General features: G+C 41.2%; 12 protein-coding genes. 3 read left to right on the top strand and 9 right to left on the bottom strand.

The genetic code is table 11. From position 1 onward, the window contains the following. Window positions 1-95: 95 nt before the first annotated feature. From K348_RS0113895 to K348_RS0113885, 3 genes are read left to right on the top strand one after another with little or no spacing between them, the layout of a single operon-like run. A complete protein-coding gene (locus K348_RS0113895) occupies window positions 96-599 on the top strand; it encodes a GNAT family N-acetyltransferase (RefSeq protein WP_029905733.1) in 504 nt (167 codons plus the stop codon). Beyond that, window positions 577-1,050, top strand: coding sequence for a GNAT family N-acetyltransferase (locus tag K348_RS0113890; RefSeq protein WP_029905732.1), 474 nt, complete (start codon window positions 577-579; stop codon window positions 1,048-1,050). The genes K348_RS0113895 and K348_RS0113890 overlap by 23 nt, the downstream gene beginning before the upstream one ends. Further along, a complete protein-coding gene (locus K348_RS0113885) occupies window positions 1,047-1,457 on the top strand; it encodes an ACT domain-containing protein (protein WP_029905730.1) in 411 nt (136 codons plus the stop codon). Before K348_RS0113890 ends, K348_RS0113885 begins: the two co-directional genes overlap by 4 nt. Before the next feature lie 40 nt (window positions 1,458-1,497). Here K348_RS0113885 and K348_RS0113880 read toward each other — a convergent pair whose 3' ends face one another. From K348_RS0113880 to K348_RS0113840, 9 genes are all read right to left on the bottom strand, one after another. Then, window positions 1,498-2,850 (bottom strand): Gfo/Idh/MocA family protein, encoded by a 1,353-nt coding sequence (locus K348_RS0113880; RefSeq protein ID WP_029905728.1) that lies wholly within the window; start codon window positions 2,848-2,850, stop codon window positions 1,498-1,500. A 212-nt stretch (window positions 2,851-3,062) separates the two neighbouring features. Continuing rightward, a complete protein-coding gene (locus tag K348_RS0113875; RefSeq protein ID WP_029905726.1) occupies window positions 3,063-3,827 on the bottom strand; it encodes a dienelactone hydrolase family protein in 765 nt (254 codons plus the stop codon). Between the two features lie 33 nt (window positions 3,828-3,860). Next, on the bottom strand, window positions 3,861-5,621 hold the full coding sequence (locus K348_RS0113870; RefSeq protein ID WP_029905725.1) for a family 43 glycosylhydrolase: 1,761 nt from the start codon (window positions 5,619-5,621) through the stop codon (window positions 3,861-3,863). A gap of 63 nt (window positions 5,622-5,684) precedes the next feature. Next, window positions 5,685-7,046 (bottom strand): glucoamylase family protein, encoded by a 1,362-nt coding sequence (locus K348_RS0113865; protein ID WP_029905724.1) that lies wholly within the window; start codon window positions 7,044-7,046, stop codon window positions 5,685-5,687. Between the two features lie 19 nt (window positions 7,047-7,065). Beyond that, on the bottom strand, window positions 7,066-9,363 hold the full coding sequence (gene bglX, locus K348_RS0113860; RefSeq protein ID WP_029905723.1) for a beta-glucosidase BglX: 2,298 nt from the start codon (window positions 9,361-9,363) through the stop codon (window positions 7,066-7,068). Between the two features lie 40 nt (window positions 9,364-9,403). After that, complete coding sequence (locus K348_RS0113855; protein WP_029905721.1) at window positions 9,404-11,059, bottom strand: glucoamylase family protein; 1,656 nt, start codon at window positions 11,057-11,059, stop codon at window positions 9,404-9,406. Window positions 11,060-11,137: 78 nt separating this feature from the next. Beyond that, entirely contained in the window at window positions 11,138-11,944 is an 807-nt protein-coding gene (locus tag K348_RS0113850) for a LamG domain-containing protein (protein ID WP_051697895.1), read from the bottom strand. Between the two features lie 11 nt (window positions 11,945-11,955). After that, window positions 11,956-13,506, bottom strand: coding sequence for a RagB/SusD family nutrient uptake outer membrane protein (locus K348_RS0113845; RefSeq protein WP_029905716.1), 1,551 nt, complete (start codon window positions 13,504-13,506; stop codon window positions 11,956-11,958). 11 nt (window positions 13,507-13,517) lie between these two features. Continuing rightward, the gene (locus tag K348_RS0113840; RefSeq protein ID WP_081852580.1) at window positions 13,518-16,601 is read right to left on the bottom strand and encodes a TonB-dependent receptor; all 3,084 of its coding nucleotides are present in this window, start codon (window positions 16,599-16,601) and stop codon (window positions 13,518-13,520) included. Window positions 16,602-16,813: the final 212 nt, after the last annotated feature.

Raw genomic sequence — 16,813 nt, 5'->3', positions numbered from 1 at the left:
TTTGAGCCATATTCCATAACCTGTCTTCATATTTTTTTACAAGCACTTAACAAATCCGGATAATAGAATTAACTTTGATTTCAAAACTAAACGATATGGACTTCACTTTACGGGAATGGAAAGATAGCGACTTAGAAAGTCTGACAAAACATGCCAATAATTATAATATAGCAAGATTTCTAACCGATGGTTTTCCTTATCCTTATACTATAGCTGCCGGAGAAAGATTTCTGTCCAAAATAGCAATCCAAAAGCCGGCTCAAATATTCGCTATTGACGTTCATGGAGAAGCAGTAGGTTCTATTGGCATATTTCCCCAAACCGACATCCATAGTAAGAATGCAGAAATGGGCTACTGGCTATCGGAAGAATATTGGGGACACGGCATTATGCCAAGAGCAATTAAAGAGATTGTAGAATACGGATTCATAACATTCGATATCAACAGGATATTTGCCCGTCCTTTCGGCACAAATATTCAATCGCAACGTGTACTGGAAAAAGCCGGGTTTGTACTTGAAGCCGAGCTGGAAAAAGTCCTTTATAAGAATGGAGAATATTTAGATGAACTCATATATGCAAAGCGAAGGAACGATTAGAATAATAAGAGTAGAGAAGGATGATAAGGATTTTCAAAAGCTGGTATCTAACCTGAATGAAGACTTGGATTCCCGTTACGGCACAGAATATCAGTCGAAGATGAATGAGTTTAATTCTACTTCTATTCTCGATGCTGTAGTACTTGCATATAGAGATAATATAGCTGTTGGTTGCGGCGGCTTCAAGATTCTGGATGAAAGAACAGTTGAATTAAAAAGGATATATGTTAGTCCTGAATTCAGAGGTAAAGGCATTGCCGGAAAGATAGTATCCTATTTAGAGGAACAGACAGCTAAAGAGAAATTTACGATTGTTGTACTGGAGACAGGCAGTAAACAAACAGAGGCTATAAACTTATATCTGAAACAAGGCTACTCACAAATCCCAAATTTCGGGCAATATAAAGGAAATGCAAACAGTATATGTATGAGCAAAGAATTGAGCTTATGAATGGAATTGAGAACTTGAACGAACTACTGAAATCACTGGAACCGGAACTACACACGGAGGAGTTTGTGTTTTGCACATTTCCTCATGAATCGTTATCTGATAAAATGTATTTGAGCCCGATAAGTTCTTTCCAAGAAAAGGAAGGACTGACCCTGATTATTACAAAAGAATGCGCTATAGCTAATAGTATTCCTTTTGAATCGGTATTCAGCCTTATCTCACTGACTATTCATTCCAGTCTGGACGCAGTCGGACTAACCGCTGCAATAGCGGGTAAATTAGCATCAAAGAATATAAGCGCTAATGTAGTTGCAGCATATTATCACGACCATATCTTTGTCCAAAAAGAAAAGGCGAAAGAAGCTATAAAAGCGCTCAAAGAATTACAACAAGAAAGTATGAATTGAAAAAGCCTGCAACGATTTGCAGGCTCTCAGTATTTAAATCTTACAATCCACATATCTTGTACGGGCTTCTGTAATCGTACCTGTACAACCTGTGGTTTTCGGCTTCTTTATCGTCGACGAATGTCAGTGTTGCCGGATTCCATTTTACAGGACGTTTCAGTTCCGTAGCTATATTTGCCAGACAGCAAAGCGTATTAGTACTGCAGCCGACTTCTACCGAGGCAACCGGTTTCTTACGCGAACGGACACAATCTATAAAATTCTGCATGTGCGGCGAACTCACTTCAAATTCCCCGGCCTTTACTCCTTTGGTCGTCTTTTCATCTTCTTTCAGTAAAGATGGATCCGAGCAGGCGATAAATCCGCGTGAGACCTGAATCCAGCCTTTATCTCCAATAAATTTTATACCCTGACCTCCATTATCATCCCTGTAAGGCTGTTCGGTCATAATAATTCCATTCGCATATTTCATAGTCAGATACTCAGCCCCCTTATATCCCTTTGGAATATATTCCACAGGTCCTGAACCGTCCATACCTATAGCTGCTTGTGAAATATCGAACATATGTGCTCCCCAGTCTGCGGTATATCCGTTCCCGGTTTCATGGAACCAACGCCATTCTGCCCAGAAGTTTTCATTCTTCTCAGGCTCTAGCGAAATAGCAGGACATAGTGCCGAGTTATAATGTACTTTCGGGTCGTTTAACGGCCCCAGCCATTGATTAAAATTGAGATTATCGGGTACAGGTTGTTCCGGTAAGTCGAATGGTCTTGGCGGTTCACCAACCTTGGCATATATTTTTTCTATATGTCCTATCTTTCCGGCCTGCACCAGTTCTATTGCCTTGATAAATTCTTTGCTCGAACGTTGCTGGCTTCCTACCTGCAATACACGTTTATTATCCTTAACGGCTTCCACCATAGCAAGACCTTCGGTAATAGTATAAGCGAGCGGTTTCTGGCAATATACATCTTTTCCGGCACGGCAGGCCATTATTGCAGTCAGCGCATGCCAATGGTCAGGTGTAGCAATAGATACGGCATCTATATCCTTGCGATTGAGTAGATCTTCATAGAATTCGTATTTGTCGCAGCGAACAGGCATCCCTTTTTCTTTCTGCCATGCTTCGATACGCCTTCTGAATCGTTCTGTTTTTAGAGAATCGACATCACTACCGGCTACAACCTGAACTCCCGGGCAACTGCTGAAACTGGAAAAATCGGAAAGTCCCTGCTGGCCTAAACCGATAAAACCTAATACAACCCTGTCGCTGGGAGCAATACGCACTCCGTTCATCGACCAACTGGGAATAATCGTCAGACTGGCCAAACCTAAGGCTGACAGCCGGAGAAATTCCCTGCGGTTAACATCTTTCTTTTCGTCTTTTTTCATGATTTTTAGATAGATTAGTTCTGTTTATTATGGCATTATGCTGTAAATATACAATAAAAATCTTAAAGAATGATATTAGTGGTATAACAAAATAAGGCTGTATAATAACAAGATTATACAGCCTTTTCACACTACGAAATAGGACTGATATTAATTTATAATATACAGCCTATACCTAAACAACCTCACCTTAAAATAACCTAAACAACCTTTTATTTCTTATGATTAAAGAGCCATGGCACCAAACCCTTTTCTTCAAAAGCATTTAACCAACTGCCATGATTTACTCCTTTATATTCTGTATATTCGGCATCACATCCCAGTTCTTTAAGCCGCGCATAAATATCCCTCGAATTCTGTACCGGAACTATCGGGTCTTCATCTCCATGAAAAAGCCAGACTGCAGTCTGTTTCGCATACAACGGAAGCTTACTTAGATCTGTTCCACCGCATATCGGAAATGCAGCTGCAAAAGTCTGAGGCATACGCCAAAGCATTTCGAGCGTTCCCATACCGCCCATCGAAAGTCCGCCGATGTAGACCCTGCTAACATCTATCTTACCTGACGCCAACCAATCCTTTACAAGCCACATAGCTGTTTGCATTGCCTGCGTAGGCTCGTCTGTGAGGCCGAAAGTCAACTTCATCTTATTATCTATCTGATGCCTGATTACATTCGACCAGTAATTCTTAGCCGGACATTGAGGCACAATAACAATGGCAGGATAAGCAGATAGAAAATGATCTGTAAGAAACTGTTTACCGTGTACCAATTGCTTTTGATTATCATCACCGCGCTCGCCTGCGCCATGGAGCATTACTACTAATGGGTACTGTTTCGTTGCATCGTAGTTTTCGGGAAACATTACCAGATATGGTAACTCATACCCGTTTACCATGAACGACGCATTCTTAAACTGTGCAAAACCGGATACCGTACATAAAAGCAGTACAAAAAGGATATAGCTTTTTTTCATAGTTAAAATATTAATATTAAAGCTTAAAGATAACTATAAAGCTTCTCCCCTCACCCATTCCGATGTGCCGTTTTCATTAATGGCTTCTATAGCGAAATAGTAAGGCTTCGTTTTATCCATACCCGGATAGTAATACTCATTCGCATTGTGCACCATTACACAGTTATATAATTTATCCGGATCGGTACCGATATATATATTATATGCATAAGCATTATCTACCACCTGCCATTTAAACCACACATTACGTCTGTCCGTATCTCCTCGCAATGGAATAAATTGCTTTACCTTATCAGGTTTTTCTCCTGACCCAAAACCGAATGCGCGGAATCCCGATATGGCAAATTTCCCTGTCGGGATATGTATATTCTCCATCTTCAGGTAACGCGCTTTTACGGGTTTATCCAGTTCTACATAGTCGTGCGGAACGTCTGTTGTATTCTTGCTCTTATCAATCAGAACTTGCCACTTTTTCCCATCGAGGGAATAATAGACTAGATACTGATGATGAATATCTTGTTGCTTACCCATAAACCCGGCATCCTGATCGGCATAATTTATCTGTAAGGCATGCACAGTAGAAACATCTCCCAAATCGGAAATCAACCATTCGCCTTTATCGGCAGTCTTTGCACTCCAGTACGTCTTTATATCTTCATCGACTATATTATTTGCATAGAAAGTACCCAATGTAGAAGATACCTGCACAGGCTTATTATAGTTAAGAAGCATCCAACCTGTGAAACGGCTTTCTAAATGGTTAGCTTCCCCGTTAGGTATATAATGCGGATAATCTCCGAATGCCGTATTACAATACATCACATCATCCTTATCGAAGCCTGCAGGCCAGATACCGATACGCCGCTCAAAGTTATTCTTTACATTCACAACCATAGTCGACGTATGCCAGTAATTGCCCCATCTGTCTTCAAAGGTAGCCCCATGCCCGGCACCACGGATAAAACCACCTGCTTTCATACTTAATGGCAGTGACACATGCTCGAAATGCCCGAGTGGACTATCACCTATTGCTACTCCGTCACCATAATGACTGAACTCCGTTCCGGGACCTCCCCATTGCAGATAATACTTTCCGTTGTGCTTGGTCATCCATGCCCCTTCCATAAAAGGTTTTAGGAATGTATTATCCATATGTTCCCCGAAACGGTGCCAGCCGATCTTCTCGTAATCTAAAAGTAGTAGTTCTTTGCGTGTGCCTATCGGTTGAAAAGTTTGTCTATCGAGTTCTATACCATATAACGGATATACATTGCTGCTCCCGTTATACATATATAGTTTATTATCGTCATCTACAAAAAAAGCAGGATCCCAGCCTCCGATATCCAGTCGGTCTATAGCCTTACTCCACTCGTTTGCCTTAGGATTGGTACTTACCCAGATAGGAAAAAGACGCGAATAGGTAGAACCGAATACACAGAGCGAATCGCCTTGTACCCATGCAGCCGGGGCACACAGATCGTCCCATTTGTTAGGAACCTGTGCTTTTAAATCTTCAGTTAGGAATTGCCGCGAAACAAAGTTCCAATGGAGCATATCGCTACTCCACCAGTAACCTGTCTGATTCGTCGAAAAAAGGTAATAATCCCCTTTATAATTTACAATAACAGGGTCGGCAGAAGTACGGTGTTTACCCCATTTCACAGAATCGGGTATAGGGCCGTAACCATAATCTATATTGATTGGGTTACAGTATGTTTTCTGCTGGGCCGAAAGTTTCCCGACAGTGAATATTAATATAAAGATAGCGACAATGCTTACGCTTGTTCTTTTCATAATGTGTTTTAAAGAATGATTAAGAGAGCAGATTACACGCCCCCTTAATCAAATAAAGAGTATTTAATATAATACAGACGATTCAAATCCTAATTTCTTCAAACCGCTTTTTACATCAGGATGACTCATAAAGAGATTCCATAGTAATTGCGAGCGGTAATTTTCAATCATTACGGCAATAGGCCCCTGGTCTATTGCCAGATAGCGCTGCGGATACCAATCCTCAGTTTCGCTGTATGCATCATAGAAACCGTATTGTCCCCACACCTTATCACCCAAATTGTTATATAGATATCTCATTACTTTCATTGACTCTTCCGGAGTATATACAATGGAAGACAAAGCCGCAGTAGGCGAAATCACCCCATGGTCACCTTTTTCTTCCGGCTCATGGGCTGCATATCCTTTTACAGAATAACTGGCTGTAAGCCCCCAACTGTCTTCTCCATAACCTTTATAACCTTTAGGATTGCGGATACAGTAAGCACGGTTTATAAGCGTATAGTTCTTCATTTCCTGAAAGTAGTCAGCGTATTTGTCTTTCAGTCCTGTAGGATTTAGTCCAAGGAAAGAATAATGTGCCCAGAATAACGGCCCTACTCCGCTCACACTTTGATAATGCATATTCAAAGGATAACCTTCCAGTTCGTGAGGCTCGATTATCTTACCGCCCTCTGCCCAACCTTCATGGTATACCTCGGCAGGAACACCATGGGTAGGAGAACAAGCAGCAAGTACATATGTTATCAGGCATTCATTGTAGCCGCGTATCGGGAAGTTCATCTCCCACGAATGCTTTGGACTCCAATGCCAGTACAATACGTTTTTGCTATTGCGGTGCCAGTTCCAGTCTGCATTCTTCCATATTTTGTCGATACGTGCGGCCAATGCCTTTTCGGCATCCGAACCATCTACATAATACTGATGTAAGGCAAGTAAACCTTGTAAGAGAAAAGACGTTTCCACTAAATCGCCACCGTTATCTTTCTCACTGAAGCCTTTCACTTTGCCTGTCTCGCCATCCCACCAGTGAGGATATACCCCGTGGAACGAGTCAGCTTTTTCAAGAAAAGAAACAATCTTTGTCATCCGTTCCAGGCCTTGCTCACGGGTAACATAGCCACGGTCGATACCTGCAATGAGAGCCATAATACCGAATCCACTACCTCCTGCTGTTACTGTATTTTTATCATTCAGAGGATATTCGCCATCCACATGGAAGCGCTCACGGGCCATTCCACTGGTTGGTTCGGCACCATCCCAGAAATAATTGAATGTACGGCGCTGAACGCTGTCAAGCAATGCCTCGTCCGATATTTCGCTCTTTTTATCCTTATCATCTGTAGTGTTGGCAGCAGGCTTCGGTTTGCAACCAATAATTACTAGCAGCATACACAAAATAAAAGGAATATATATCTTTTTCATATTAGCTTCTTTTAGAGAATTAGTTCAGCGTAAAGCGTGCCGATTTTACATCCCGGCTGTTACCGCCTATCATCACATCAAAGTCACCCGGTTCGAAAACATAATCGAGGTCATAGTTATAAAACTTCAACAGTTCAGGTGTGATTTTAAAACTGACAGTCTTCGATTCTCCGGCTTTAATAAATACCTTTTCAAAACCTTTCAGTTCTTTTACAGGACGGGTAACACTTCCTACAATATCGCGGATATATAGCTGAACGACTTCCGCACCGTCTGCTCTACCGGTATTAGTCACCATTACACTGGCTGTAAGTTCACCGTTGCTGGTTATAGAAGTTGAACTCAGTTTTACATCACTGTAGTTAAATGTTGTATAGCTAAGTCCGTAACCGAACGGATAAAGAGGCTCGTTGTCCACATCGAGGTAATTGCTGCGGAACTTTTCAAACCATTTACCTTCCTGTAACGGACGGCCTGTATTTTTATGATTATAGAACAATGGAATCTGTCCTACATTCTTCGGGAAAGTAGCTACTAATTTACCACTAGGGTTTACATCTCCGAATAGTACATCACCTATTGCTTCAGCCGCTTCCGTGCCACCAAACCACACGTTAAGGATAGCAGGTACATTCTCATCTTCCCAAGTAAGAGTTACTGGACGGCCTGTGAATAATACTAGCACTACAGGCTTTCCGGTCTTCAATAACTCCTTTAATAAAGTCTTTTGCACATCGGGAATATCCAATTCTGTACGGCTGCTCGATTCACCGCTCATTTCGGACGATTCGCCTAATGCTGCAACAATTACATCGGCATTTCTTGAAATATCCAGTGCTTCTTTCAGCATTTCTTCATTCGAACGTGTTTCTTTATCCCGGTTCAGTGTGCGACCAAACATAGTCGCTCTTTCTTCATAGGCTGCATCGCTAATCAGGTGACTGCCTTTCGCATAAACCACCTTCGCATTACTTCCTGCAACAGCCTGTACACCTTCAACTACTGTTTTAGGCACATCCAGATTTACGGCGACGCTCCATGTACCCGGCATATTGGAACGACTATTTGCCAAAGGACCGACAACAGCGATAGTGCCTTGTTTTTTCAAAGGAAGCGTATTATTAGCATTCTTAAGCAATACAAAACTTTCAGAAGCAGTTTTACGTGCGATAGCACGATGCTCGGGTTTATATATATCTTTCTTGGCACGGTTTACATCACAGAATTTATATGGATCTGCAAATAGTCCGAGTTTATACTTAGCCTCAAGGATGAGACGGCATGCACGGTCTATCTCAGCCTGATTTACTTTTCCTTCCTGAAAAGATTTTCCTAAAGTAGCAAAACCTTCACTTACCATATCCATATCGATACCTGCTTTCAAGGCACGGGCAGATACCGTTTGTAAATCACCGATACCATGGTCAACCATTTCCAGAATTCCTGTATAATCGGTTACTACAAAGCCTTTGAAGCCCCATTTATCGCGTAGTATATCCGTCATCAGCCATTTGCTGGCAGTAGCGGGTACTCCGTCCACTTCGTTGAAAGAAGCCATAACGCTACCTACTCCTGCATCCACGGCTGCCTGATATGGATACATATATTCATTGAACATGCGGATACGGCTCATATCCACCGTATTATAATCGCGACCTGCTTCACCTGCACCGTAAAGGGCATAATGTTTTACGCAGGCCATTATATTTGAATTCAAAGTGTACGCCTTATCTCCTTCTCCCTGATAACCGCGAACCATAGCTTTTGCTATCTGTCCGCCCAAATAAGGGTCTTCTCCGCTACCTTCCGAGAAACGTCCCCAGCGTGGATCGCGGGAAATATCGACCATCGGACTGAATGTCCAGCTTATACCGTCAGCACTGGCTTCGATAGCGGCAACACGGGCTGATTGCTCGATAGCAGCCATATTCCATGTGGCAGCAAGTCCTAATGGTATGGGAAAGGCTGTTTCGTATCCGTGGATAACGTCCATACCGAAAATCAACGGGATTTTCAAGCGGCTTTCTTCTACGGCGATGCGCTGTACATCTTTAATCTTTTCTACTCCTTTTATATTAAACAGTCCGCCGACTTGCCCCTTCTTTATCTTCTCGGCAATATTACTACTCTTTGCTTGTCCGGTAGTAATATCCCCTGAACTCGGAAGGTTCAGCTGCCCGATTTTTTCTTCCAATGTCATTTTACCCATCAGATCGTCGATGAATTTATCCATCTTCGCATCTTTATTCTGCGCCTGCATGCAACCGACAACAGCCATACACGCCAGAAATACCTGTAATAATCGTCTCATCTTCATTTTTCTTATATTTAATCCTTATTCCTTTTACCTTCAATTTTCACAATTCAGGACTCTGAAAACCCAGTTTTCTCAGTCCGTCCTTAATTTCCTGATCAGCCATAAACAGGGACCATAATAAGCCTGTCCTGTAATTTTCTATCATAACCACTATCGGCCCCTGATCGATGGCAATCTGCTGGTTGTCGTACCATTGTTCGGATAAGTTGAATGCATCAATAAATCCATAGTCCGACCATAATTTGTCCCCAAGTTTGTAGTAGAAGAAGTGTAAAGCCTTCATCGATTCTTCCGGTGTATATGGCATGGAAGATAATGCCGCTGTAGGTGCAATAACACCTCTATCGTTTGTCGGAGAATGGGCGCTGTAGCCTTTATCCCCGTCGCTGGCGGTAAGCCCCCAGCAATCTGCACTGTAACCTCCGTATCCTTTTGGATTGGCAATACAGTAGTTATAGTTTATTAATGTGTGATTTGTGTTTTGTGTCCAGTAATTAGCATACTGGTCTTTCATATCTTTCGGGTTTATTCCCAAAAATGAATAATGGCTGAAGAACAAAGGACCTCCATTGTCTTCTCCTAACAGAAGCTGATAACCATAAAAAGATTTTCCGTTAGTAAAAGCACCGTTCCTCGTCCAGCCCTGTTTATATACTCCTGCTGTAATAGGATGAGTCGGTGATGATGCAGCTAAAGCATAAACTATAAGCGCTTCATTCCACCCTGATACCTTCATATTCATCTGCCATCCATAATTAGGGCTCCAATGCCAGTAAAGAGCATTTTGTCCGTCTCGTTGGAACCATGTCCATTCTATAGCTTCCCATAGTCGGGTAATATCTTCTCTTAGTTTAGTTTCCGCAGTGGTATTCGCTTTGAAATATTGTCTGGCTGTAAGTAATCCCTGAAATAGCAGCGCCGTTTCTACAAGGTCAGCCCCATCGTCATATTGGCTGAATGGTTGAGTGGCACCGGTGGCACCGTTGACCCAATGGGAAAAGACTCCGTGATAACTAGTACATTTTGTATCTAGGAATGTTACTATCTTCTGTATACGAGATAATGCATCATTTTTTGAAACAAAGCCTCTTTCGGCTGCAACAATCATTGCCATTACACCAAAGCCTGTCCCTCCTGTGGTAACGACATCACCTGATGTCGTTCTTTCGCGTGCCATGCCTGATACCGGATGACCGAATTCCCAGAAGTATTTGAATGTCTGGCTTTGTACTAAATCCAATAAATCTTCATCGGGTATGCGTGGAAATTTATCGGTCATGTCAATCGTGGTGGATATGTCATAATTCTTACCTGTGGAAAGAGTAACCCCGGCTGTAGATTTTAATCCCGGCCAGATAGATAATGTATATTTCGAATAAGAACTTAAGTTTGCAACCGGTTTTAAAGTTACTGTTTTATTATCCCCGTAGGTATATGATAATTTGATTTGCTGATTACCCTTATCCTTCAATATGATATTTCCATCTACAGTACTTTTATCAACCGCAGTAGAGAATTTCAATTCTACAGATAAATTCTGCGGATCGATATTGCTGAAAGCCTCTTGATTTGTCTTACCGTTTATGGTAATTTCTTCGAGAGTGAAATTCTCAATCGGTGGAGTATTATCATCACTACTACAAGCCTGAAGGAAAATTCCTATAAGAAGAATATATGAATAAAACCACTTCAACATATCTATTTACTTTTGTTTCAATATTATATAAGTCTTCTGTCCTAAATATTTCGGGACAGAAGACTTATATGCAATAAATTATTCAGATTCGTTTAAAATAATAATCTTGACTTCTTCCAGAGTCAATGTCCTGTTAAATACGCGCAACTGATCAATCGAACTATTATCAGATAAATGTCCCCATTCAGTAAAACGCGGAGCACCTGAAGCTATAGACATGATATCACATCCCTGCCAGCTAACCTCAGTAATATCGCCTGAAGCTGCCTCTACACCATCTATATACATCACTGCCTTTCCTTTAGTAAGGGTAAATGCAATATGTTTCCATCCCGCTACAGCAGGATCTAAATCGGCATTTTCACTATCGAGCCAACCATCAGATGTTCCATTACCGAAGTTAGCTTTGATACGCTGTTTATTTCCGGCCTGTTCGCGGAACAGCCTGATTCCGGCAGTTCTATTATTCTGTCCTTCCGGACCCATATTCGGAGTAACCGGACCTATGCTTATTATACCGGCACGATCAGGACTAGAATTCAATTTATACCAAAAAGCAACGGAAAAGTCTGCTCCTAGTGCTTCGGGAAAATCTGCGGTTTTAAATGTCAGATAACTATCTGCAGCTCCGGCATAGCATTTACCTATTCTGCCATTCGAAAAGCCCGGAGTTCCTACTACTGTTAGGTCACTGCCACTTATTTCATCTTTATAATTATCTTCGAATGTCAGATAAAGTATTTGCCCCTCTTCATTAATTGGTGGCTTAGCTGGTTCCTCCGGATAGTTGAAAGCAGGGTGGTCCATATCCTGAAAGCAGGACTGTGCTGTAAACATTAATAATGTAGCAGCCAATATCGGGTATATATATTTTTTAAGTTCCATAGTAATCTTTATTAATAGTTAGGATTCTGAACCAATACTCCATTTGATTTATCTATTTCAAGTTGAGGAATCGGCAATAATGCATGTTTGTCCTCATAGTTAGTCTTACCGGCCGCATGCAATACATCTTTTGCAATACCCCAACGTACAAGATCATAGAACCTGTCAAATTCCATAGCCAGTTCGATACGTCTTTCGTGACGAATGGCATTTCTCAATTCTGCCTGATCGGTAGTAGTTACTTCAGGCAATATTGTGTTGTCGCCTCCTCTGGCACGTGCACGAATTCTTTCCAGTAATTCCAGAGCTTCATCGGTTTTACCTCCCATTTCGTTAGCCGCTTCTGCAGCCATCAATACCACATCGGCAAATCGGATAATCCGAATATTAACCCATCCACCCTGTCGCGATGCAGAAGCATACTTATCCCGTAATGCAGGGTCGGTATAAGCCTTCTTATTAAAGTATTTTGCTATAACAGTTCCATAGGCAATAGGTTTCTCTCCCCAAGGTTTATTAGCTATAGCTCCCGGAGCATCAGCTTCAGCCTGTGATTTGTAGAAATACAATAGCGTTTCATCTTTTCGGGGATCATTCGGTTCGAAAGCATTTGCCAAAATCTCTGTCGGTGTGTGCCATCCCCAGCCTAAATCCCATTCACCGCCACCTCTGACACCTTGTGCCTGAGAAAACTGGCTGCCATATTTGTTTATATCGCTTTCAGAAGCGACTGCAGTACACTGAAACTCTAATACCGACTCGCTCGAGTTTTCCCCCGATTCTCTGAAGATCTGATTAAAAGGGGTATCCAAATTATAAATGCCTGAACTTACTACATCCATCGCTGCAGCATAAGTATTCGGCCAATCGTTGCGAGTAAGGTATGTCTTTGCATGTAAGGCTCTTGCAGCGCCCCAAGTCAAACGGCCAATGAATTTCTTCTCCCACGAAGTAGGCAATCCCTCTTCCGCAATTTTCAGGTCATCATCTATTTGCTTATAAATATCTGCTATAGAGGATTTAGGAATATTAGCCTTGGCTTCTTCACCTTCATTAATTTTAAAGTTTAACAATGGAACCTCTCCGAAAGCCCGTACAAGATTAAAGAATGCAAACGCTCTGAAAAAGTGAGCTTCAGCATAATTTATAACAAAACGGTCATTTTGCTCTTCAACCGGTACGGCCTTCATATCATCGATAACGGAATTTGCATTCTGAATCAGTTCGAAATGTGCCGACCAGTAACCTTCAATCATACCAACTTTATTGTACTGAAAGTTATCAAAATAATTGGCTTCGTTGTCGCCATCATCCGCAGAACTACCCTTTTCGGCATCTTCCGAACGGAAACCCTGTATAGCCAGAACCGGAGTTCCACTGCTTATGCTCCATCCACGGGCTTTTCCATAAAGGCCAAAAATCTTTGATTCGAATGTACCGCTAGTATCAGTTGCCGTACCCTGAGGTTTTTGGTCCAACATATCATTACATGCTGTATATGTTAATACAGTAAGTATCAGCACGAATGAAATACAAAGTTTATTTATAATATATTTTTTCATTTGTCGAGTTATTAGAAAGTTAGATTTATACCAAATGTATATACAGCAGGCATAGGATATGCGCCATTTTCGCCCACCTGATCTATGCCGAATGCCGTAGCAGTACCTCCGAGCTCAGGTGTATATCCTGTGTTCTTTTTCCAGGTCTTCAGATTCTCTATATTTGCATATACTCGTAATGATTTTACAAATATCTTATTAAGCAGGCTGGAATCGAAAGTATAACCTAATTGCAGATTTTTGATACGGAAGAAACTACCGTCTTCAATATAGTAATTCGATATCTGCCGATTTACGTCTCTTAAAAGCAATATAGGATCCCAATTGGAAGTACCTTCCCCATGCCATCTATTAAGATCGTGTTTCATATAATTGATACGGGCAAAGTTCTGGTTATCCCAATCCCTGTAAATTTCATTACCATATACACCCATCATATCTATAGAAAGGTCGAAATTCTTATATCCGAGATTGATATTAAAACCATATGTGAAGTCCGGTGTAGGATCACCTATTTTAGTTCTGTCATTTTCGTCAATCTTGCCGTCCTTATTTACATCTACAAATTTAAGATCGCCTGGAGCAACAGGGAACTGAGTATTAACAGGAGATTGTTTTATATCTTCATTATTCTGGTACACTCCTTCAACCTTATATCCGAAAAAGTGTCCGATAGGGAAACCTTCCTTGGTCCATGACATCTTACGGGCTGATGTTCCATATTGCAATGGTTGATTACCTAACAGCTTTTTCACTTCATTATTGATAGTTGTTAAATTAGCACCTAATGAATAAGTGAAATCTCCTATTTTGTCATTCCACGAAGCTGATAATTCAAATCCTTTATTCTCCACTTCTCCAATATTGGATAAAGCCGGTCTTAAACCTCCTGATCTTGGCACTTCAACTAAAATATCTTTTGTAAGTTTGCTGTAATACACAGGCTCGATACGTAATCTGTTCTTTAAAAGATTCATTTCGAATCCTACTTCCCAAGAATATGTTTTCTCCCAGCCTAAACCCATCGGGGCAACATATTTCGGTACTTTTCCCTCAATAATATTATCTCCGAATATAGCAGCACCTTCACTTACCAGCAATGGATAAGCCGGATAATCATATCCTCCGGTAGCCTGACTGCCAAGAACACCCCAAGAGCCTTTGATTTTAAGGTAATCTATGATATTCTGATCCTCCATGAATTTTTCTTCAGAAACGATCCAACCACCCCCGAAAGAGTAAAAATTGTCCCATGTATTATTTGTACGTTTAAATGCAGATGCACCGTCACGTCTGAAAGAAGCATTGAACAGATAACGGTTCTGATAATTATATAAAGCCCTTACAAGATAAGACATAGTATATTTACGGTATTGCTCTCCGTTATTGTTACGCCCTTCACCACCAAATATGCTTATCCACCATAAATCCGGATCGTCTGTAATTTCAAAATCGGAATTCGGATCCTGACTGCGTGTACCTTCTAGCCTGGAATATTCATCATAGTTGGTAGTAATACCTCCTGTAAGAGTCAGATTATGATCATCGTTGAATTTGCCCTGATATGTGAGCAAATAATCCGATTGCGCAGCAAAGCGGGTTGCTTTTGACTGGCTGACAGATGCAACATCCATGCCTGTAGGAGAGTATATTCTTTTCTGTACAGGATCGTATACTTGTACAATAGGTTTAAGACCTCTGGATTCTTCTATACCATAGTCTAAAGAGAAAGTAGCACGGAATGTAAGATTTTTCAAGATATCGAGTTCTCCGTATACATTACCGACTATGCGGTGATTAACAGCACGTGTATGTCTTGCCCGCTGCTCTACATCTACAAGGGGGTTGGTAACCTGTTGCTGGAAATCAGGAGCTGCATAAAAATATGATTTACCTGTTGTAGGGTCTTTATATTGCCCGGCAGGTACTATAGGAGCTTCCCATACAGCTGCCTGAACGCCTTTTCCGTCAGGAGGTAAGGTCTTAGCTCCGTTTACCTGAAATCCGAAACGTAAGGCTTTAGATACATTATATTCACTACCTAAAGAGATTGATACTTTACTCAACTTTTCATGCTTAATGGTACCTTCTTCCATTGTATAGCCTGCTCCCAGATAGAATCTATTCTTCTCTGAGGATCCGGTAATACTGATATTATGATTTGTAATTATACCATCCTGAAAAATTTCCTTCTGCCAGTCGGTATCTCCTGTCCAACCTGAAAAATCGTAAGGATCTGCACCCTGATACCATAGTTGTTCACTATACAATTCTTTAAATTGTGCAGCATTCACCAAGTCTATCCTATCGGCTACATGTTTGAAACCAATGGATGAATTTATATTCACCATTGTCTGTCCTTCTTTTGCTTTCTTTGTAGTGATAATTACAACACCATTCGCACCGCGTACCCCGAAGATAGCAAGAGATGAAGGGTCTTTCAGTATCTCCATAGATTCTACGTCTACAGGATTGAGGAAGTTAATATTATCCGTAAATAATCCGTCAACAACGTAAAGAGGTTTGTATCCATTAATGGAATTAGTACCACGGATACGGATTTCAGGGTCCTGTCCTGCACGGCCTGTATTCACAACCTGAACCCCTGCAATCCTACCCTGCAAATTCGCCAATGGGTTAGAAGCCGGCCTGTTTGCAATGTCCTCTGCTTTTATACTCACAATAGAACCGGTAAGGTCGCGTTTTCTGGCAGTACCATAACCGATTACTACTGTTTCAGTAAGCATTTGGGCATCGTCTTCCAATATTATATTCAATGTTGTTTGTGAACCGACTGTTACAAGTTGTGCCTTCATACCCACATAAGAGAACTCTAATATGTCGCCTGTACCGGCAGATATAGAGTATTCGCCATCGACATTAGTAATGGTTCCCGTCGTTGTGCCTTGTATACGCACGCTGACTCCGATCAAAGGCTCATCGGCAGTGTCCGTAACCTTACCGGAGATAGTCTTTGTCTGAGCATAAATACTTACAGTACCCGCCAGTAATAAGCAGGTAAGGAACAGAAAGCCTCTCATGAGAAAGGATCCTGACCCTGATGTAATTAATGTTCTTTTTGGTTTAATTTCCATAGTTTTACTTTTTATTTAAACACACATTTTCAAATAAAATCTACTATGAACGACTGAAACAGGAAGGGTAATAATTCTTTAAGATTTTTTAAGGCGTTTTTCCGTTGTTGTTTTCTTGATATAAAATTTTAGATTACCATAACTCTTTCTGGGTCGTGATATTAGATTTGCCTTCAAAATTAGGGATTATGACAAAAGTGTTTCTAAAAGTT

The sequence above is a fragment of the Prevotella sp. 10(H) genome (assembly GCF_000711235.1).
In the GTDB taxonomy this organism is placed as follows: Bacteria; Bacteroidota; Bacteroidia; order Bacteroidales; family Dysgonomonadaceae; genus Dysgonomonas.
The sequence above is the reverse complement of the archived record's forward strand: the minus strand, read 5'-3'. Positions and strand labels throughout refer to the sequence as shown.